Here is a 20,949-nt window from a genome sequence, read left to right on the forward strand (position 1 = left end):
CTTAAAACTAGTTCTTAATAAGTTTTTTTACGGTTGTTTTTCCGTTTTCGAATGTAACTTTTGCTACATAAGTTCCATTTAATATTTCTGAAAGATCTGTATTTTTCTCTTTTAAAGTTTTTACGAGTTTTCCATCGACGGAATAAATTTCTATTTTACTTACTTTTTCTTTTGTGCTGAAAGTCAAGTTCTGTTTAACCGGATTTTCAAAAGAAATATCAGTATTTGTTTTTGCAATATCTTTTGTGGATAATGCGGGGCTGTTTAAAAGATATTTAACGATAATTCCTGTGTTTGTAATGATATTATTGCTGTTAACAAACATCTCGGGATAGAATGAATCATAAATGTTGGAATCCAAATAATAGCCAAAACTGGAATCTACTAAACCATTTTGGGCTATTTTTGAAATAAAATATGAACCATTTGCTGTGATTACAGGACTATATCCAACAATATAATAATATCCATTTTTTTCAATCATATTTGAAATGGAGGTGCCTGTACCGAAGCTTGCATATAAGTTATTCGTAAAAGTATTATCAACCGTTCCATCCGGATTTATTTTTAAAACTCCATTAGTATTTATATTTTCTACGAAAATAAACTTATTATTACTGTCCATAAATACATGATCAGCGGTTCCGTACTGACCAAAACCGTTAGCATCTGCTAATGATACAACTCCATTATTTCCGAAACTGGTCATTGTTTGTCCATTCGAATCAAATTTTTGAATAAAATTATTGTTGAAACAGTTGATATTAGATTGATTATCAATGAATAAATCCATTCTGGAAAAGGTGCTCCCCTGTGTAGGTGTAACCCCGTTGTTTCCGAAAGCACTATCAATCGTCCCATTTGCATTTAACCTGTAAATTAGATGGCGGTTATAGTGTTCAGACATACTATTGCCATTGATCCCATGAATAATTATTTTTTCATTCTGTAAAAGAAATCCGAAAGCGTTATAGTTCTGACCACTATTAATTTGGGGAATTACCGAAATGCCACCTGTTCCGAAAGTAGGATCTAATTGTCCGTTGGGAAGCATTCTGTACACCGTTGCTCCTTCTGTTTCATTGAAACCAAAAATCAGCAATTTACCATCTGTCAGTCTTTTTATCTTGTTTAGGCTGATATGGTGAGGCAATTGAATTCTTCCATTGGTTCCAAATGATTGATTTACAATTCCGTCAGGTGTAAGTTTTAATACAAAAGATTCTCGGGGTACTGTAGTGAGAGACACATCACCGGTACTATAGGTTACATATATACTGTTATCAGAGCCTTGGACCATTGACCAAGAGTCAGGATAGTTATAATAGCCGGTACTGCTAATGTTGAAAGGGATTAAATATTCTCCATTTGAAGCGAAAGAGAAATCTTTAGAAATAATTTGTCCAAAAGCAGTCTGTACTGCAAGAAGCAGCACAAGAAATAAATTTTTTGTCATTGTGTATATGTGTTTTAAGACTGCAAATATAACAAAAAAACCTCCAGACAAGCCAGAGGTTTAAAATTTTGTGTTAATTAGAATATCCAATCAATTCTTCTTTTTTCGAATTGTAAATCTTGTATTCTAAATATTTGAAAGAATCCCGGGGAATAATGGTGACCCATTTTTTATACTTTATAAACCATTTCATCTGGATGCTTTTAATACCTTTTGTAAGGTAAGCTTCCACGAAAGGGTGTACATGCAGATAAAGCTTTCCTTTATCTTTCTGTATAATATTTCTTATGGTTTCTTCCATTCTTTCCACAACAACAATTGGAGCTGTGATTTCTCCGTCTTTGTTTGGGTTTTCTTCTTTGGTTTCGATCTGTTTTTCCGGTCGGTTTCTTTGTCTGGTAATCTGGATCAATCCAAATTTACTAGGAGGAAGAATTTTATGACGTGCTTTGTCACGTTTCATTTCTTCTTTCAAATGTTCAAACAAATCTCTTCTGTGATCAGGGTTTTGCATGTCGATAAAATCAATAACGATAATGCCACCCATGTCACGAAGACGCAATTGTCTTGCGATTTCTGTTGCCGCCATTTTGTTCACGTTCATAGCGTGTTCTTTATTGGCTGAGTTTCCGGTCGTGATATTATTTCCGGAGTTAACGTCTATGACATGAAGAGCTTCTGTGTGTTCGATAACTAGGTAAGCACCTTTTGAACTTGGAATATTAACGTGTTTTCCAAAACTCTGTTTGAGCTGTTTTTCAACGTTGTAATATTCGAGAAGAGGGATGTGGGAATTATAAAACTGAACAATATTCTTTTTTTCAGGAGCAATGACCTCCACATAGTTGGCCATTTCGTCTACCATCTGCTCATCATCGCAAATAATACTCACGAAATCCTGATTGAAATTGTCCCTTAAAATAGCTGAAGCTTTATCTTCTTCGCTTAAAACTCTGGCCGGAACCTTACTTTTCTGAATGTTTTTGAAAGTGCTTTCCCATTTCTGGATCAGCTGATTCATATCATTGTGAAGGTCTGCTACTTTTTTTCCTTCCGCGACCGTCCTTATAATCACTCCAAAACCTTCAGGCTTGATACTGTCAATAAGGGTTTTCAGTCTTTCTTTTTCCTCAGTGGTTCTGATTTTTTTGGAAATAGAGACTTTGTTGTCGAAAGGGATCAGGACCAGAAAACGTCCTGTCAAAGAAACCTGGGTAGAGATCCGGGGACCTTTTGTGGAAATGGGTTCTTTGGTGATTTGAAGCAGAACGAGATCATCTTTTACAATGACTTTTTCTACGGTTCCGTTTTTGTCTATTTCGGGCTGTATCTCGAAATTTTTTAAGCTTGAAGTGCTCTGTTTTTTAGAAATAGTATCTTTTAAAAACTTCTTATAGGTAAGATACTGTGGTCCCAGATCCTGATAATGCAGGAATGCATCCTTGTCATATCCTATATTAACGAATGCGGCATTCAGGTTTGGTGCCAGTTTTTTTACTCTTCCTACAAACAGATCTCCAACTATAAATTCGCTTTTGTCCTCTTGCTCATGAAGTTCACATAGTCTTCCGTCTTCCAGCAGTGCAATCTTTGTAAGATCATCTTCATGCGAAACTATTAGTTCTTTCTTCATTTTGTTATAAGATAAAAATTATTAAGATCATAGGGAACTGGCGTATTTTTTAGCAGATAAATAATATTAAATATAAGAATTTAGAATGAAATTGATACATCTTTTTAAAAAATATCTGCAAAAGCCCTTGTTTTCCACTGGGATCTTATACTTGCAAACAAAAATATAGTCAGTGATCTTTAAAAAATTAAAACCACCAACTATATTATTATATTGTAAATCTCGAGAAAAAGAGATTATTTTTTCTTATGTCTGTTCGCTCTTCTTCTTTTCTTTCTCTTGTGAGTTGCAACCTTGTGTCTTTTTCTTTTCTTTCCGCTTGGCATAATTTTAATTTTTTAGTAACTAGTTAATATTCAGTTAATGTTTTATTTTACTGCGACTTTAGTTTTTACTTTCTCAACAAAAGATTTTGAAGGTTTGAAAGCAGGAATGTTATGAGCAGGAATCTCAATTGCAGTGTTCTTAGAAATATTTCTTCCTGTTTTAGCAGCTCTTGTTTTAATGATAAAAGATCCAAAACCTCTCAGATAAACGTTATCCCCATTATACATAGAAGTCCTGATCTCCTGCATAAAAGCTTCTACAACTTTCTGTGTTTCATTCTTTTCTGTTCCCAACTTATTTGAGATGGTGTTTACCAATTCTGCCTTTGTCATTTCCTTTTTTAATTTTAAATTTTAGGTGTGCAAATTTAGTTAAAAAAATTGAATACTAGCAAATTAGTGGTAAAATATTTTTGTTTAAAGAGTTGGAGTTTTCATGTTGAGTCTATATTAATATTACATTAAATCACCCTACATGCTGGAATTGTAGTAGCCATTCTCCACACAGAAACGGATGAGATGCAGTTTTGTCTTCAGTCCCAGCTTTTCCGTAAGTCTGTTGATATAGGTATCAATGGTCCGTGTGCTTAAGTTTAATTTTTCTGCAATTTCCTTATTGCTATAGCCTTCATAACAGAATTTCATCAGCTGAATTTCAGTAGGAGAAAGCTCTTCCTGTCCTTTTTTTTGCCTTTCCATGTAGTTCTGCACTGCGAGCGGCTGCTGTTCCCATTCTTTAGAATACTGTTCGTAGTCGAAGCTTTCGGAAGCAATACTCCCTTTGATAATATCTTTGATGATCGTGCTCTTTTTCTGGCAGTAGTAAATATTGGGGATTTTGGAAAGAATTTCTGCCATATCTTCCTGATACGTGTTGGAATAAGTGACAATAGGCGTTTCCTCGTTGTTTTTCCGGATATATTTAATGGCCTCAATACCGCTTAACACCGGCATAAAGAGTTCTATGATAAACACATCCTCCTGTCTCCTGTAAATCCTGTTCACAAGCTCATGCCCGTTGTTACAGTCATTCAGAAGCATATAGAATGGATTTTCCATCAGCGTTTTGATCATGATCTTCTTAAAATAGAAGTCACTGTCTGCTATAGAAAACCGCACGGTGTTTGATAATAGTTTACTCACTTTTAATATCGATTTGGTATAAGATATTTAAAATTCAGAGGCCTAATTTATGAAAAACTTATTAAAGTGGAAATTAAACTTAGGTTAAATAGGGTTTTCCCCAAAATACCTTAGGGAAAATACGTATTGTACATAATTTTTTTTTTTTATATTTTCACTGGCCAAACAAATCGCAAACATATGTCTACTAACAGGGAAAAAAAATTAAACAAATCTGATGTCCGAATAGGTATTTGGAGGTTTATTCTGTCTTTTGCCGTTCTATCGGTAGTATCTTTTGTGTGTTTATTCCTCTTTTTCAAAAGCTACAGTATTCAGCGGGAAGGAATCACCAGACAGGCAGATGCGTATAAAGAACTGATGGCCCGAGGTGACGTTCTTAAGACGCAGGTAGATAACATCTACGAGCAGATGAACCAGCTTAATATTAACAAAGTACAGAACGATGTTTTCCTTAAAACCAGAATAATGGATGAGGTGAGAGAGGTGAAAAATATCATGGGTAAAGACAGTGTGGATAACTTTAAGCATTATGCTGTTCTGATGAAGCAGATAGAGCCGATGTTGAATTTAAAGGGAGATATTATAAAAGTTGAGTACAACAAAAAGACTGTCCTGAGAGATCTTGAAGAATGTATGGGGAAAGTAGGGAGAGCAAATGATCAGCTTAAAAAAGATCCTACAAGAAATTTTACGGGTAAACGAAGATAATAAAAAAGAAAACATATGCAGGGACACATTACATTATCCAAAAAAGAAAGGCATTATCAGTTTCTTTATTTAATACTGATGCTTTTAGCAGCGTTGATATTCCTTGGAATTATCTTCTTAAAAGGATACGAATCGCCATTCTCCGATGAAGATGTGCGGGGACTTCAGAGTCTTGAGCAGAAAGAAGCATTTGAACGTCAGCAAAAGATTCTGCAACCTGAAATGGACAGTACTTATGTCATGATCAGTAAAATTACAGATAAATCTCCGGAACCTTTTGTAGAAAACAATATCTTTAATGGCATTAATGGTCTGGCGAGTTATTTTCATGGTAATGATGTGATGGATATTCGTAAAGATGCCTACCCGCAGATCGCCAAATTCTATAAAATGTATTTTGAAGACAAGAAAGTTATTTCGACGACGACGGAAGATGTAAAAAAATTCGAGAAAGATGTGGAAGACTGCAGAATTGGTTTTAAGAATACACAAGACCGTCTTTATGAAAGAAACAATGCTATGAGAGAAAGAACTCAGTAATCAAAAAAATAAACATTAAAGGAATAAACACATCACAATCACTTAATTATGAATTATTTTCAAAAAAACAAAAAAAACATTATTATTGGTGTTATCGCGACGCTGCTCATTGCAGCCCTCGTCGCGTTATGGCTACAGAAAAAGGTCATTCATTCTGCCGATGATATTGTAGGAGTAGTCTATCCTTCCTCACTATCTGTAGGAGATACCCTATTATTTGAGGATAAAACCCAGTTCGCAAAAACCAAGAGATGGAATTTTGGGGACGGGAAAACTTCCGATCAAAACAGAGGCATCCACTTTTATGATAAACCGGGATATTATTCGGTGAGTTTGATCATTGACAACAAGTATACCAAAACTTTTCCTGTAATGGTTTCAGCCAGATACGTGAAGCCAAAAGACAGTGCTAAGATGGCAACGATCATAGAAGCTCCTGCACAGGCTATGCAGAATGAGAATGTACAGTTTCGTGCAGTTTCAGATGCGACTCAGTTTGCATGGAAGTTTGGTGAAACGGGAAATACGGATGCCAAAGAGAAGATGACCATCTACTCTTATAAAAAACCGGGTGATTACCGCGTGACATTATTTACCGAAGAAAGTCAGGAGCCAATTTATCACATGATCAAAATTCTTCCGGCCTACAACTCCCTTGAGCAAGATGAAGTGCCGGTAGAAGATTCTTATAAAAAAATTGATGACGATTTCAAATATCACCTGCAGCAGATTGCTAATGGAAACAGTTTTAATATGCATTACAACTACCTGCTGAGAACTTACCTTTGTAACAATGAAAATACGGTGGTAAAAGTGAGCGACAGTAAGGCTAATAACTTCTACATGTACTGCGCAGGACTTCAGTTTGATAAAAACGTAGTGATCCAGAGTGTAAAAGTGAACTTAGATGATAAGCAAAACTGTGTAACTAAAGTTGACATCAACCAAAGCAAATAATACGATCCGGATTTCCGGACCCCACCAATCATAAAAATAAAATAGGATGAAAAATAAATTTCCTCTAGCAGCATATTATATCGGATTATCAGTATTAATAACGAGCTGTCAGGTGAAGCTGCCATCTAAAAGGACCCCTGAACCATCACAATACGGACAGATAGAGAACTCCCCGGTAGTGAACGGATATCCTAAAAAGGCCGTTCCATGGATCGTTATTTCAGACCGGTCAAGAAATACGGCTTATCTTGATAAAAGCGACGAAAAGTCTTACAAAGAAGTTAAATTTCTGGAACCTTTAATGGTTCTTAAGAATAGAGATGGAATGGTAAAAGTGGCGGAATACATTCCCGATGCTTTAATGAAAAAAGTTTCCTCAAAATCTATTAAGACCTATGGATGGATTCCTGAATCCGATCTTCTTCTATGGAATAATTCTTTAAAAAGCGAAAAAACAGGATATCCTGTAAGAGTCGCTGTAGTTCCGAATAACAGTGAAGTCATTCGAAGTGCCGAGAGATACTACAAGAATGATTCTATTATGGTGTTCAACTCACCAAGTCTTATAGAAACAGCCAACGTTAAAATTCCAAACGGACAGATGGTGTATGTTTATAAGCAGGCAGAAAATAACAAGAGATTTTTGGTAGGTAAAAAACCTTCCATTGATATAGACAGCATCAGTACTAATCTTTACGGATGGGTAAATGCCAACGTTATCTCTGCATGGGGTGAACGTTCTGCCATTAAATTGAAAAATGACACCAAGGTTACTGAATCTGCATTGGGAATCCATGAAGGGTATCCGGGAGCGGCAGATGCAGAGAGCAGAACTGCAGTTTTGCTTACAGAAACTCATAAAAGGACACCTCTGGAAAATATTTATCCGGTAAATCTTGCTTTGGATGAAGCGCCAACCCCTGATTCCAAGACAAAATATTTTACTAATATTTTAGACTATAGTAAAAACTATATATTTAATGTGCTTGGTGAGAAGATTATTTTTGACCGTTACAGAGAGATCACAGAAAGAGATAAAAATATAAACATTGTTTTTGCCCTTGACGTAAGTGCTCCTAATGCGCCCTATGCGCCGATCGTAAAATCTCTTCTTCAGGATCTTCAGCTTAGGTTTGAAAAGCCCTCTTACTTCAGCGGGGTAAAATATGGGGTAGTTTTGTATAAAAACAATCCATGTGGAGAAAATGTTTTGGTTTCGAACTTAAGTACTGATTATAGCAAGATCACAACATTCATTACCGAAAAGACCAATGAAATGAACTGTGCAAGTAACAGCGGATATCAGCCCGTAGGTGAAGCCCTGTCAGCAGCAGGAAATCTTCTTTCCAATGTTCCGGATGAGACCAATATCGTGGTGACGGTAGGTACTTCTGCCAACCAGAGCGGAAACATGTACAGTGTCATCAGCTCTCTTACGCAGGCACAGGCAAGATTGATCATGTTCCAGACCAGCGCAAGGTCATCTGATACCTACAATGACTTTGTATTGATGGCTGAAAACGTAGTGACCAATACAGCAAAAAATATTGCAGAACTTAAAAAAGAGAAAATCATTAATCAAAGTGATGTTCTTACGAAAAATAACTTCAGTCTTATAGAAGGTGATGCCGGGTTCTTCTCATTGGATTATCCAAAGCAGAGTATGTCCCAGGGATTTGTTATTTTCCCTAAAAAGGGTGATGTTGCAATGCCAGGTTATCTGAAAAAATCTGTAGACAGCTTGATTGCACAGGTAACTTTAGACAATCAGACCATTGACAAATCGCTTAATGAATATTTCCACTCTTCAGTAGGAGCAGGAAGAACAGATGTGGATTTAAAGTACAAATACCTGTTCCCTGGTCTTACCAATCCGGTTTCTGCTGGAATTGCTGCACAGCTGATCAATTATGGAAACCCATTCCTGGTGAAAGGATATATCCCTAAAGATTTAAAAGATTATAAACCGGGAATAGAAAAAGGAATTCTTATTTCTGAAACAGAATACGATAACTTGAAGAATTTCTATTCTGAAGTTTATCTTAAAACTGAACCCAACAGAGCAGATTTCAGTCAATCCAGAGCGATTAAAGAATACATCAAGCTTCTGAAAAAATATAATCCAACCTTAAAATTCCTTGATAAATCTGAATTGTATGAGAAGCCAATGTCTTATGCTGTAGGAATAAGTACCGGTTTTGATAATTCTGAAGATGAACTGATGTCCAAATACAAGCTGAAAGGCTGGAAAAAATCAAAAATCGTCTTAAATGAAAGGGTAAGAAAGTACTTCAAAGACTACAAAGAATTGGCAGACAGAATGCTTTCCCACAGAAACGACCCAGCAGTGAAAATCCAGCAGAACGGACAAACATTCTATTGGCTTAATGAATACTTTATGCCAACTACACAGACCGTTGATGCACCGGAATACACAAAACACTAATCAATAATTTTTTATTATACGAAAAGCAGGAGTACAACTTCTGCTTTTTTGTTTTAGGTAAGAATGAGGATGGTAGATTTCAGACATCAGACATCAGACGTGAGATTTTTAAACAAAGGTTATTTGATGTTTACAATATTCAAAGACCCCGTAATCCGTTATTTCTTATTCTGCAAACACGAAAACATACAACACATCATAAAATTTATCAAACACTAAAATCCGGAACGCGTTAAACTTTTAAACAAAAATTAGAACCTTTATCTTCCGAAACACAGTCTATTTCTCATTTAAGTGTAAAATATCCTTTTATTCCTTTGATGACAGATAAAAGTAAAACGCCTGCTCATGACCTGTAAGCGGGATTTTTAAATCCAAAGTCGTAGAATTACTACAAAAAGTCGTAGAACTACTACAAATTCTGAGATTTATATTCAAATGCTTTCAGAATACAAATAAGCACTTTATATTTGTTAAACAATCACCACATCACAAAATATTAATAACTGTTAAAACTGAAAAGCATGGCAGGAAATTCAAGAGGAATCTTAAAATTCAATGGCGGAGAAGGACAGAAATTATTGAAACTGAAATACAGTGTATCCAGATCTACGGACGTTTCAGGACGTGTAGCATCGGATCCGTCTAATGCACTGATTAAAATTACAGTTGAAGCAACCGAAAAATCGGATATTCTGGAAAGTTTACTGAATGGAAAATACAAGCCTACAACAGGCGAAGTTACTTTCAATAAATCTCACGAGGAAGGGACACTGATCACCTTAAGCTGGGAAAATGGTTATGTCATCCAGCATCAGGTAAGTTTTGATGCTATAGACGAGAACAGCATGCTGATTAGTTTTGTCATAAGCGCAGAAACAATCGACTTTGGCAATTCCAAGTACAGCGGAGCATGGCCATCTTAAATAAGACACTATTACACATCAACATTCATAGAAAAAGATCGTCCCTTAAAAGACGGTCTTTTTTGCCTAAAGTTGGGTGTAAACAAAGAAGGAAAGAACAATAAGAAAGCAGAAAAAAATATGATATCAGATTAATTGATCTGAAATGATAGAAACAAATTTTTCTTTTTAGACATCTTCTAAAAAAAATATATCAGTTTAAAAAGTAATCAGACCAAAAACTTATTACTTCTCTAATCAAAGAATTAACTATCTTTAACCCTATATATTTTTGTATAAAAAAGATATATTTGTAAAAAATGTATCTTTCAACAGATAACACCAAATCATCTGAAACTACGATCAGGAACACAAACATATTAATATTAGAAAAATTATAAATGGGAGTACTAGTAACCAACGAAACAGTAAAACAGCTATTTCATATTGCTCAGTCGATAGCGAAGGAAAATTATAATGCAACGTATGGCGGCCCTCATATTTTACAGGCTTTAATGCACAAAGATATTGGTCTTAATGAATTCCTTAAAAGCATAGATAAAGATCCAGGCTACTTTTATGAGTGGGCAGATGTCCGCATTGAAGATTATCCAAAGACTGCCCACCTTCCCGATGAGGTACGTCAGGATGAGGCATTAGACACTCTTGTTGAGGAAGCAGACGATATCCGCTTAAAATTAGGTCTGGATGAGATCACACCCATCTGTATCCTTACGGCTATCGTAAAGCCACAGGTTGTTTTTTCACTGCAGCAATTGAAATCACTTCCGCTCAGAGAACATGAAATTTTTAATTTATACAGAAAAGATACTCCTTTCGCCGTATCTGAAGACGGTGATTTTTCCTCAATTTTTTCAAACGGATCAGATTTTACAGATTCATCATTTCCATCCATCAAAAGCTATTGTGTAGACAGAACTGCGCAAGCCAGGAAAGGAGATCTGGAAAATATCATAGGAAGAGACAAAGAACTCAGAATGCTTGTTGAAATCCTTTGCCGGAGAAGTAAGCCCAATGTAATCATTATCGGTGAGCCTGGTGTAGGAAAAACAGCTTTGGTAGAAGGTTTTGCTACTGAAATTACCAAAGGAAATGTTCCTGAAATGCTTAAAAATGCCACCCTTCTTGAACTGGATACAGGCGCATTATTGGCAGGAACATCCTACAAAGGCGAAATCGAAGACCGTCTTAAAAAAGTCATCAATGAATGTAAGAAAATTGAAAAAGCAGTTCTTTTCATTGATGAAATCCACACCCTTTTAGATCCCAAAGGAAGTATTGGGAATGTAGCCAACCTCCTGAAGCCTGAACTGGCAAGAGGAGAAATTACAGTAATCGGGGCTACAACACAGGAAGAATATAGAAAAATTATTGAACCGGAACAGGCGTTTAACCGTCGTTTTGAAGTATTAACAGTCAATGAACCGGATGAACAAACCTGCGTAAAGATGATCGATGTCCTTCTTGATGGTTACAAAAAACACCACGGAATCGAAGTAGAAAAAACATCTATTCCAGAGTGCGTACGTCTGGCAAAAAGATATGCAAAAGGTAAAAAACTGCCCGATGCAGCGATTGACCTGCTAGACAGAACCATGGCCGCCATTAAAATGCTGGACGAACTTTCAGAAAAAGAGCTGGCAAGCTGGAAAGAAACTTATGAAACTATTGTAAAAGAAGAATATACCGACACGAAAGATCAGGCTAATGAACTGATCTGGAATTATAATCTTCTTAGGGATAAAATAAGCCCAATTCTTTGGGGATCATTAAGTGAGCAGCCTACTATCGATAATTCTATGCCTGTTGATCAGATCCATAAAATCATCGATGACACGTATGCAGAGCTTTTACAGCACGCGGCCAAAAAAAGAGAAAAAGTAGATCGTCTGGAGCTGGCAGCAGTGATGGCGGCCAAAACCAATATTCCAATCGGGAAGATTCAGGCTCAGGAAAAAGAAAAACTTCTGAACATGGAATCTCTTCTATTGAACAGAGTAGTAGGTCAGGATCATGCTCTGAAAATCCTTTCGGATGCCATTGTTGAAAACCGAAGCGGACTTAATAAACCCGGACAGCCTATCGGATCATTTTTCCTTCTGGGACCTACCGGGACCGGAAAAACCGAGCTGGCCAAATCTATGGCAGAATTGCTTTTCAACGATGAGAAAGCCATGGTTCGTTTTGATATGTCTGAATTTAAAGAAGAACATTCAGCAGCATTATTATACGGAGCGCCTCCGGGATATGTAGGTTACGAAGAAGGAGGAATGTTGGTGAATAAGATCAGACAGCAACCCTACACCGTCGTTTTATTTGATGAAATCGAAAAAGCACACCATTCCGTTTTTGATGTATTTTTACAGATCATGGATGAAGGAAAGGTTCATGATAAATTAGGAAAAGAAGGAGATTTCAGCAATGCGATCATCTTATTTACTTCAAATATAGGAAGTGAAGAGATTGTCAAACAGTTTGAAGAAGGTAAAGTTCCCGAATCATCTTCGCTGATGCAGATTATGTCCAATTCAGGAAGATTCAGACCTGAGTTTTTAGCAAGAATCACAGAGATTATTCCCTTTGCACCGATTACGGAATCTATTGCAGAAAGAATTTTCAATATTCAGTTGAAATCACTCCATACCTCACTTACAAGATTAGGAATGAGCTTGAAAATTACAGACGAAGCCGTGAAAAATCTTGCATTGGGAGGCTTCAGCAGTAAATACGGAGCAAGACAGATTTCCGGAGTAATCCGTGCCCAACTGGCGAGACCGATTTCAAAGATGATCGTAAGAGAAGAAGTGAAATCCGGACAGACGCTTCATGTAGACTGGAACAGCGAAGAGGAAAAAATAAGCTGGAAAGTAGATTAACAATAAACAAAGAAAGCTGATCAGTACAAGGACCGCATGTCTTTCATCTTATGAGCTTTCTTTGAAAAAACATAATGAATTAAAATGAGAATCCTATTCAAAAATATCTTTACAGGATTGATGCTGGCAGGGAGTTTTATAATGGTGAAGGGACAGTTTCTTGCCGCCTCAGATACTTCTGAAAACAGTGTAAGAAAGTACAATAACATTATAAATTCCAATAAGGAAATCGTTGAATTTATCGAATATTCATTGGTGCAGAAAGGTCTGCCCAAACATTTGAGAAATCTGGCGCTCATTGAGTCACATTTTAACAGGAATATCACCTCGGGAGCCGGAGCGGTGGGCGTATGGCAGTTCATGACCGCCCATGCCAACCAATATGGACTTACAGAGCAGAACCGTACAGACGTCTATAAAAGTACCAAGACTGCAGTAGTTTCCCTGGCTAACCTGTACAGAAAGTATGGTGACTGGATTACTGTAGTAGCAGCCTATAACTGTGGCGAAGGAAATATTGCCAAAGCGATGGAGTCTGCAGGTTCGACCCAATATCATCTATTTTCCAAATACCTCCCTGGAGAAACAATCAATCACGTAAAAAAATATCTGAATGCATGCTATGCAACCGGTGAGCTGGAAAGTGTTTTAAACAACTATAATTCTTCCAGGCTTAATAAGGTTTTCTTTACCGAGGGAGGAAGTAGCAGGAATTCTGGTGTATCTCTGCAGGAAACAGAGATCAATGCAGGATTTAATCTGGACATCATTGCTAATGAATTGAACATTGGAATGAGTGAAATTCTTGCCTGGAATCCTGGCATTGTAGAAGAACTTCAGAAAAAAGGGGAGAGCCCTCTTTATCTTCCAACGGATCTTATGCCGGACTTTCTTTTGAGGAAAAATAAAATTCTAATACGTTCTATAAAAGAAGGAAATCGGGTACAACAATAAACCCAAAAAGTATAAATAAACTTATAGCCGTTACGTTAGTGACGGTTTTTTTTATGTCTTTATATTACTTGGTAAAACGTCGGGATTTGTTATAATTCTTTTTCTTTATTTCTCCTTATAGTGTAAAAAAAGTACGTAGAATTAGTGTTTTTTATTGTGTTAATCGTTTTTAATTCAGGTTTTTAGGTTTTGTTTTAAATCAAAAGTCGTAGAATTACTACATCAAATCGTAGAATTACTACAAATTTTCAAATTTATATTCAAAAGCTTTATTATCAAAATATGACGTTATATATTTGCTATGTAATCAATCACCAAATCACAAAATATTAACAATTAAAATTTACCAATCATGGCAGCAAATTCAAGAGGAATCTTAAAATTCAACAACGGAGGAGAACAAAAGTTATTAAAGCTTAATTACAGTGTTTCAAGATCTACAGACGTTTCAGGACGTGTAGCATCAGACCCTTCCAATGCTTTGATCAAAGTAACAGTGGAAGCTACTGAGAAATCTGATATCTTAGAAAGCCTATTGAACGGAAAGTATAAGCCTACTACAGGTGAAGTTACTTTCAACAAATCTCACGAAGAAGGTACATTAACTACCTTAAAGTGGGAAAACGGATATGTTATCCAACACGAAGTAGACTTCGACGCTGTAGACGAAAACAGCATGCTGATCAGCTTTGTCGTAAGCGCGGAAGTGATCACCCTTGGTAACTCTGAGTATCGTGGAATGTGGCCTTCAGACGGAAAATAATCTAAACAATCACCTTAGTAAAAATAAATTGGTACAGGATAGTGTATTCGCAGGAATATGCTATTCTGTTTTTGCTATTTTTAGCCAATTGAACCTCCAAAAAAACGAATCCTGTAGGAATTCTTATTTAATTTTTTTTTAAGAATTGAAAATGAATCTTCAAAAAAAATTGAACATCCTGAAGCGATTCAATACGGATTCCTAATTAAAAAAACACATAATATGTTCAAGGATGATCAATCGATAAAAGGACAAAGCTCTAAAGGCAGTGTCAAAAAAAATATAATGGCATCACAACAGCTTAAAAATGCTGAAAATAATGCCGTACAAAAAATAGACGAAAAGCTTCATAAAGCAGATGAAGCTGTAAAAAAGTCAGCAAAAAAGGCTCAGGAAATCTATTCCGGTACTGCCCAAAACTCAAAAATGTTCATGAACCAAACGCTGGTTCCGAATAATCCATCCATTACCGAAAATAAGGTCTGGGCAAAACAGCCCACCTCAAAAATACACAATGCTGCCGCCATTCCTGAAAGCTTAATTGCCGGAATCAACCGCGTTGTTATGCTTGATATTGTCATTGAAGGACAGATTATTAAACATTTCAAGCATTTTAAACTGGCTCAGAGTGCCTCAAGGCATCATGAATTCAGCCTGACCCTTGCTCATGATACTCTGGGAAGTCCGGAAAATCATAATCTGCAGGAAGCGCAGAATTTTTTAGGCAAAAGAATTACCGTAGTATTTCAATATAAAGATATTGAAGAAGGGCCCGAACGTAACTTTGTCGGGGTTATCACAGAAGTAGGTTTCAGTCAGGAAAAAGGGAATCTTGGAAATATCATCCTTACCGGATTCAGTCCTACGGTTTTGCTGGATGCGGCACCTCATATCCAGAGTTTCGGAGGTGGGCAGGAAGTGAGCTTAAACAGTATTGCCCATCATGTGATCAAAGAAGGTCTTGGATCAAATAAATTTGATTTCAGGGTAGATGCCCAGCATGGAAATGTTCCCTACAGCTCTCAATACGAAGAAACGCATTATAATTATCTGGCAAGAATTGCCGAAGCATACGGAGAACAGTTTTATTACGATGGTGAAGTACTGCATTTCGGGAAGCTTCCGCCACAGGAAAAACCGGTGATGCTTACTTATGGCAGCAGTGTAAGTGATATTGCTATCAAAATGAAAGCACAGCATGTAAGTCCAAGTTTTTACGGTTACAACAGCAGTAAAAATGAAAAGCTGACTACCGGAAGTTCAAAGATCAGTCATACTTCAGATATTGCCAAACGGGCTTATGAAATATCAGAGAGAACTTTTAAGACGCCCTCATTAAGAGTAGCCCCTATTAAAGCCACCTCTTTTATGGATATCGATGCATCGCAGAAAGGCACAGCAGGTAGTAAGGCATCGGAAGTTTTCATTACTTCAGGAACGACTACCGTTCCGTTCTTATATCCGGGATGTACTGCAGATATTGAAATGCGTAAAGCAGATAGCAGTGATACGGCCTATTTTACAAAATTAATGATCATTGGAGTTACCCATGAAGTGGATGCAAGAGGTTATTATGAAGGCACTTTTGAAGCTATTGCTGCAGACACCGGATTTATTCCCCGCCCGGAATTTGAAATTCCAAAAGCAGAACCTCAGTTTGCCAAAGTAATATCCAACAGCGATCCTTCAGATCAGGGCAGAGTGAAAGTACAGTTTGACTGGCAGGCAGGGCAGGATACTACCGAATTTATCCGCGTCATGTCTCCTGACGCCGGAAGCAGTGATAAAGTCAATAAAAACCGTGGTTTTATGTCTGTTCCTGAAGTAGGTGATCAGATCATCGTGAACTTTGTTCATCAGCATCCGGACCGTCCTTTTGTGATGGGAGGAATGTTTCATGGAGGGATTGGTGCCGGAGGTGGAGCCGGGAATAATGTGATGAGTTTTAGTGGAAGAAGTGGCGCAGAATTGAAATATGACAATGGAGCCGGATCTATGAATCTAAAGGATCAGGGAGGGGCTAATATGTTTTTTGATGGAGCGGGGAATGTAGTCCACAATGCAAATAATGACAGTACAAAAACAGTTGGTAACAATAAAACGGATAAAATTGGTAATAATAAAAAACTCGAAGTTGGATGTGACCATATAACAGATGTAGGAAATACGCATAAGGTGGAGGTAGGAAAAGAGCAAAGTATATTTACAATGGATAACGCAGGGGTTATAAATTTAACAGGAGTTGATAAAATAACACTTAAGGTAGGAAGTAGTGAGATTAAAATTACAGGTACTAAAATTACAATAACCAGTGCTGAGGTAGAAATAAAAGGAACCGGGACAGCAAAAGCAATTTTTAATGGAAGTACTACTATTACAGGAACATCTGTAGATATAAATTAAAAAATGGAGTTTATAAAATACGAAATACAAAAAGGTGATACTTTAAAATCTATTGCTGAAAAATATGATTTGGATGCAAATGAGATGAAGATATTTCATAACGAAAATTGTGGAATAACTGGAATAATTTTAAATGACGATTTACCGTTGCATCTCAAGTATATATTAATCAACAAAAATATAATACATCAAAAAAAGAAGAATAAGGCAAAGAGCGGAGAATTAGATTTTAATCAACAAGCTAGATATAGATGTGAGCAAATAAATACTTCTAAATTTAATAATAATTTGGTTCATTATGTTGAACAACACTTTCAATATCTTCTTAAACATAACCTTTCTCTTGAAACAGGATATGTTAAATTGGAGGATTATAACAAAGAAATTTCTCCCAAATTTTTAGAAGAAACATTTGATTTTATTGAGAAAACCGATAGAATTAAAAATAATGTATTGTTTAATCTGGATATTGAAACGGGTAAACCAAAACAAATTTTAAATAAAAAGGAGATTAATGATAACTGGTTATATTTTAAACAGAAGGAGTTTTATAATATACCTTTCATAAAAAAAATTGGAGAAACGAATAGGGGAGCTGTTGAAGAATTATTAGATATGGGAGATCAACAATTCTCATTATCAGCTAACAATGAGGAAGAGTATTGGAGAGACTTCTTTTATTTTTGTTGTTTTGATCAATATCTCTTTAAGGAAAGCCAGTGGGAAAACGTAAAATTTGATTTTATATCAACAATTGTTCCGCCAATAATTATTCCATTAAACTTAAGATATGATAAGATAGATGAGAATGATGGAATTGTTTCAATTAGGAAGGTAGCAGAATATGAAATGTCCGAAAAACTACTAACTGAAATTAGAAACAGATACGATGAACTTCATAGGGCAGTTGTTAAATATGATTTTACTGCATACAAGATTATTTTTCGATCAACTATAGAAATGAATACTAAGACCAAAACTATTAATAACGCAAGAGTTGTTTTAAAAGAAGAAATTTCTGATAACATTGAGAATGAATGTATATTTACAGTTAAGAAATTAGAAAATTTTACTCCATAAGTATGAATAATAAAGAGTTCCGATTTCAAGGTCTTGATGCTAAAACAGAGCTTAAATTGGCTTTAATGTTAATTTTTCCAAGTCTAATGATTATGTTTGGAATATTATATGGCAGTCATATTTTATTTCCTAAAATATCTTTTCTCATGCCGCTTCTTTTTGGAGCTACAACAACGGTAGGAATAAGCATTATTATCTTAAAACAATTAACTAATCTGGTCAGAGAAAAAGAATGGATTATAAATATAGATGATAAATTTTTAAATCTGAAATTCAGAGGTATTAATCATCATATTCAATTATCTGATATTAAAATAATCAAAAACTTGGGAAATATTGGATTGCGTTATCTGACAATTAAGACGAAAAATAATGTAATTAAAATAAGAGTAGGTAATACAGGCTTGGCACCATTCTCTAAGCAAAAAGATATAGATGAATTAGATGCATTTGTTCAATATTTAAAACCTTATATTGATAAGCATTTTAATGAAAAAGTGCTTAAAAATATTGTACAACCTAATATTATTCCAAATTTTGGAGTTTATGTAGTAAAAGAAGAAAAGATAAAATACTCAATAATAAATAGAATGAAACCTTGGCAAGTGGTGGTATTTATTTTAGGAATATTAGTCTTAATAATGATACTTTTTGTAAATATTATGGAATATATTTTTTTTAAATAATATAAATATGGCAGTTTACTTACCTGAAAATGTATTTGCAGTTTGTACAAATCAATTAAACTCAGACTATAAACAATTTAATCTGAGCGATAACAGACAATTTAAATCTGTGAAATTAGGTACTCAAAATAGAGTTTTTCTGGTTAAAATTGATAAAAAGTTATCAGAGGATTTTGAATGTAAAAGCGGTTGGAGTTCTGGTTTAGGAACTGTAGCTTTTGGAGGAGGAGTTATAGGAGGAATGCTTTTAGTAGCTGCAACTGCAGCAACTATTCCCGTCGCAGGATGGATCGTTGGAGGGGCAATTGCAATTGCAGCCATTGGATATGGCCTTTGGCAAATGAGTCAACGACCAACGTGTAGTGAAATGATTGGCTTTGAGGAAAGTCAGTGGAAAAATCATCATACGACAGTACATTTTGATAGTAATAAAGTTAAAAATAAAGATATGTATTTGGCATTGACAAAGAATTCAATGCTAGCATGTAAGGAGGGTGGGGTTTTATTACCTTTTATCAGCCGTACTTCTGCAAATAGCGCAGCATATAGCATTTCTCTAAATAATAACACTGAAAAATGGGTTAATATAGGTTCTGGACTTATTGCTGGGGTTTTGTTTGGTTTTAGTATGGGTACCAGTTTGCCTGTCGGAGGTTTATTAGGAGGAGCGAGGTCTCTATATGTAGCAAAACAAACTGCAATTTTTTTAGGTTTCTTACCGATTGGGTATTTTTTAATAAATCCTTTAGCTTCATCCACTGCCACATCAATTAATGCGGGAATAGGTGATGGTAGCTATGAAAATGTTAAAGGAGCAGGTGAAAGTACAACAAACTTAATTCAGCCAACCGATAGTTGGGATCCATATTCGGTAGCTATGGATGCTAAAGATATCCCGAATATTAAACAGCGAATGATTGACAATAAAGCAACAAAAAGTGATATTGCAAAATTTGAAACCGGAGTTGCTGAAGCACAGAGGCAAGGAACATATTCACTTAAAAATAATCCTGATCTTAAGGAAATAATAATCAGGATGAAAAATGGAGATTTTGGGAGTGTTCTTAAAGACAAAATCACTAATAAAAGTGGTAATTTAAGGGGAATGGTTAATGAGCGGAATGTTGGAAGTGCAGTCAATATTCATCATGAAAATGGTAAAGCTTCGATTAAAGCTAACACATTATTAAACATTGAAACTTCCGGAAAAGTAGCGGGAGGTATAATTACTCTAATAGCACCTTTTGTCAGCAGTTTTTTTGCAGAGAATGCCATAAGACTTGCTGCAGAAGATTTTTCAAATGATAATACAGATAGTATCGCGGTCAATGCAAATGATGCATGAATTTTAAGTAATTTCTATTAGGAAGTATCAATCTATCTGTAAATGTCAAAAAACATAAAGATAAAAAAATTGGCTATTCTTCATGAGCAATTTTTGTAGCTGTACTATCTTTTTAGTAAGTGAATTTTTCATTACAAAATGCTATCAGCCAGAAAATGTGACAAAGTATTTGCACCCATTTCATAGATCAAATGTGTTTCATATGATATTTATCAACTGTTTAAAAAAGGGGAAGTCTTCAAAAAAGGGGAAGTTTACCATATGAAGAAGAGAAAGGGGAAAATCTTAAGAAATTTCTGAAGTCAGCTCAAATGGAATTGCATTTTTCAATGATGAGAAAGAAAAATTATCAAAGTGTCTTTTGGTATTCCAACCAAGATTAATAATATAGATTGTGAGCTGGATATTCGATATAATTAATATTAAATAATTCCCGCTAGCATACCCTCTTTCTTATTTCTATTATTTCCCGTAATGGGGTAAAATAATAGTAATTAATGGTATTTTAGATAGGGTTAAACCTTTTATAAATAGGTAATTAAGATATTTTTTTAAATCAAAAGTCGTAGAATTACTATATCAAATCGTAGTATTACTACAATATTTCAGATTTACCTCTAAAAACTTTTTCTTTACCTGTATCGGGTCTATCTTTGTTCTGTAATCAATCACTAATCACAATATTATATAACAATTAAATACAC

At 35.5% G+C, this 20,949-nt stretch carries 16 protein-coding genes; 12 read left to right on the forward strand and 4 right to left on the reverse strand.

All coding sequences use genetic code 11. The features are described from left to right. Window positions 1–7 precede the first annotated feature (7 nt). From BUC06_RS10780 to BUC06_RS10795, 4 genes are all read right to left on the reverse strand, one after another. Window positions 8–1,456 (reverse strand): T9SS type A sorting domain-containing protein, encoded by a 1,449-nt coding sequence (locus BUC06_RS10780; protein ID WP_073333634.1) that lies wholly within the window; start codon window positions 1,454–1,456, stop codon window positions 8–10. A gap of 73 nt (window positions 1,457–1,529) precedes the next feature. Beyond that, window positions 1,530–3,089 (reverse strand): Rne/Rng family ribonuclease, encoded by a 1,560-nt coding sequence (locus BUC06_RS10785; RefSeq protein WP_073333637.1) that lies wholly within the window; start codon window positions 3,087–3,089, stop codon window positions 1,530–1,532. A gap of 368 nt (window positions 3,090–3,457) precedes the next feature. Further along, window positions 3,458–3,748, reverse strand: a complete 291-nt coding sequence (locus BUC06_RS10790) for an HU family DNA-binding protein (RefSeq protein ID WP_002984212.1) — start codon at window positions 3,746–3,748, stop codon at window positions 3,458–3,460. A 138-nt stretch (window positions 3,749–3,886) separates the two neighbouring features. Continuing rightward, the gene (locus BUC06_RS10795) at window positions 3,887–4,558 is read right to left on the reverse strand and encodes a response regulator transcription factor (protein WP_073333639.1); all 672 of its coding nucleotides are present in this window, start codon (window positions 4,556–4,558) and stop codon (window positions 3,887–3,889) included. A 180-nt stretch (window positions 4,559–4,738) separates the two neighbouring features. On the opposite strand from BUC06_RS10795, the gene tssO reads away from it, so the two are divergent. The 12 genes from tssO to BUC06_RS10855 all read left to right on the forward strand — a co-directional run bounded on the left by tssO (window position 4,739) and on the right by BUC06_RS10855 (window position 20,245). After that, entirely contained in the window at window positions 4,739–5,269 is a 531-nt protein-coding gene (gene tssO / locus BUC06_RS10800) for a type VI secretion system TssO (RefSeq protein WP_073333642.1), read from the forward strand. Window positions 5,270–5,284: 15 nt separating this feature from the next. After that, window positions 5,285–5,809: a type VI secretion system transmembrane protein TssO gene (locus tag BUC06_RS10805; RefSeq protein ID WP_073333644.1), complete on the forward strand. Its 525-nt coding sequence runs from the start codon at window positions 5,285–5,287 to the stop codon at window positions 5,807–5,809. A 48-nt stretch (window positions 5,810–5,857) separates the two neighbouring features. Next, window positions 5,858–6,766: a PKD domain-containing protein gene (locus BUC06_RS10810; RefSeq protein WP_073333647.1), complete on the forward strand. Its 909-nt coding sequence runs from the start codon at window positions 5,858–5,860 to the stop codon at window positions 6,764–6,766. 46 nt (window positions 6,767–6,812) lie between these two features. Beyond that, entirely contained in the window at window positions 6,813–9,212 is a 2,400-nt protein-coding gene (gene tssR, locus BUC06_RS10815; RefSeq protein ID WP_073333651.1) for a type VI secretion system protein TssR domain-containing protein, read from the forward strand. A gap of 524 nt (window positions 9,213–9,736) precedes the next feature. After that, window positions 9,737–10,138 (forward strand): type VI secretion system tube protein TssD, encoded by a 402-nt coding sequence (gene tssD, locus BUC06_RS10820; protein WP_073333653.1) that lies wholly within the window; start codon window positions 9,737–9,739, stop codon window positions 10,136–10,138. Between the two features lie 380 nt (window positions 10,139–10,518). Beyond that, on the forward strand, window positions 10,519–13,014 hold the full coding sequence (locus BUC06_RS10825; RefSeq protein ID WP_073333656.1) for an ATP-dependent Clp protease ATP-binding subunit: 2,496 nt from the start codon (window positions 10,519–10,521) through the stop codon (window positions 13,012–13,014). 84 nt (window positions 13,015–13,098) lie between these two features. Next, a complete protein-coding gene (locus BUC06_RS10830; protein WP_073333658.1) occupies window positions 13,099–13,968 on the forward strand; it encodes a lytic transglycosylase domain-containing protein in 870 nt (289 codons plus the stop codon). A 352-nt stretch (window positions 13,969–14,320) separates the two neighbouring features. Then, window positions 14,321–14,731: a type VI secretion system tube protein TssD gene (tssD, locus tag BUC06_RS10835; RefSeq protein ID WP_181876102.1), complete on the forward strand. Its 411-nt coding sequence runs from the start codon at window positions 14,321–14,323 to the stop codon at window positions 14,729–14,731. A 285-nt stretch (window positions 14,732–15,016) separates the two neighbouring features. Further along, entirely contained in the window at window positions 15,017–17,134 is a 2,118-nt protein-coding gene (locus BUC06_RS10840) for a type VI secretion system Vgr family protein (RefSeq protein ID WP_394363680.1), read from the forward strand. A gap of 3 nt (window positions 17,135–17,137) precedes the next feature. Next, a complete protein-coding gene (locus BUC06_RS10845; RefSeq protein ID WP_073333668.1) occupies window positions 17,138–18,214 on the forward strand; it encodes a LysM peptidoglycan-binding domain-containing protein in 1,077 nt (358 codons plus the stop codon). Between the two features lie 2 nt (window positions 18,215–18,216). Beyond that, complete coding sequence (locus BUC06_RS10850; protein ID WP_073333670.1) at window positions 18,217–18,900, forward strand: hypothetical protein; 684 nt, start codon at window positions 18,217–18,219, stop codon at window positions 18,898–18,900. Between the two features lie 7 nt (window positions 18,901–18,907). Further along, a complete protein-coding gene (locus tag BUC06_RS10855) occupies window positions 18,908–20,245 on the forward strand; it encodes a hypothetical protein (RefSeq protein ID WP_073333673.1) in 1,338 nt (445 codons plus the stop codon). Window positions 20,246–20,949 lie beyond the last annotated feature (704 nt).

Origin of the sequence: Chryseobacterium carnipullorum (assembly GCF_900142785.1) — a bacterium.
Classification (GTDB): Bacteria; Bacteroidota; Bacteroidia; order Flavobacteriales; family Weeksellaceae; genus Chryseobacterium; species Chryseobacterium carnipullorum.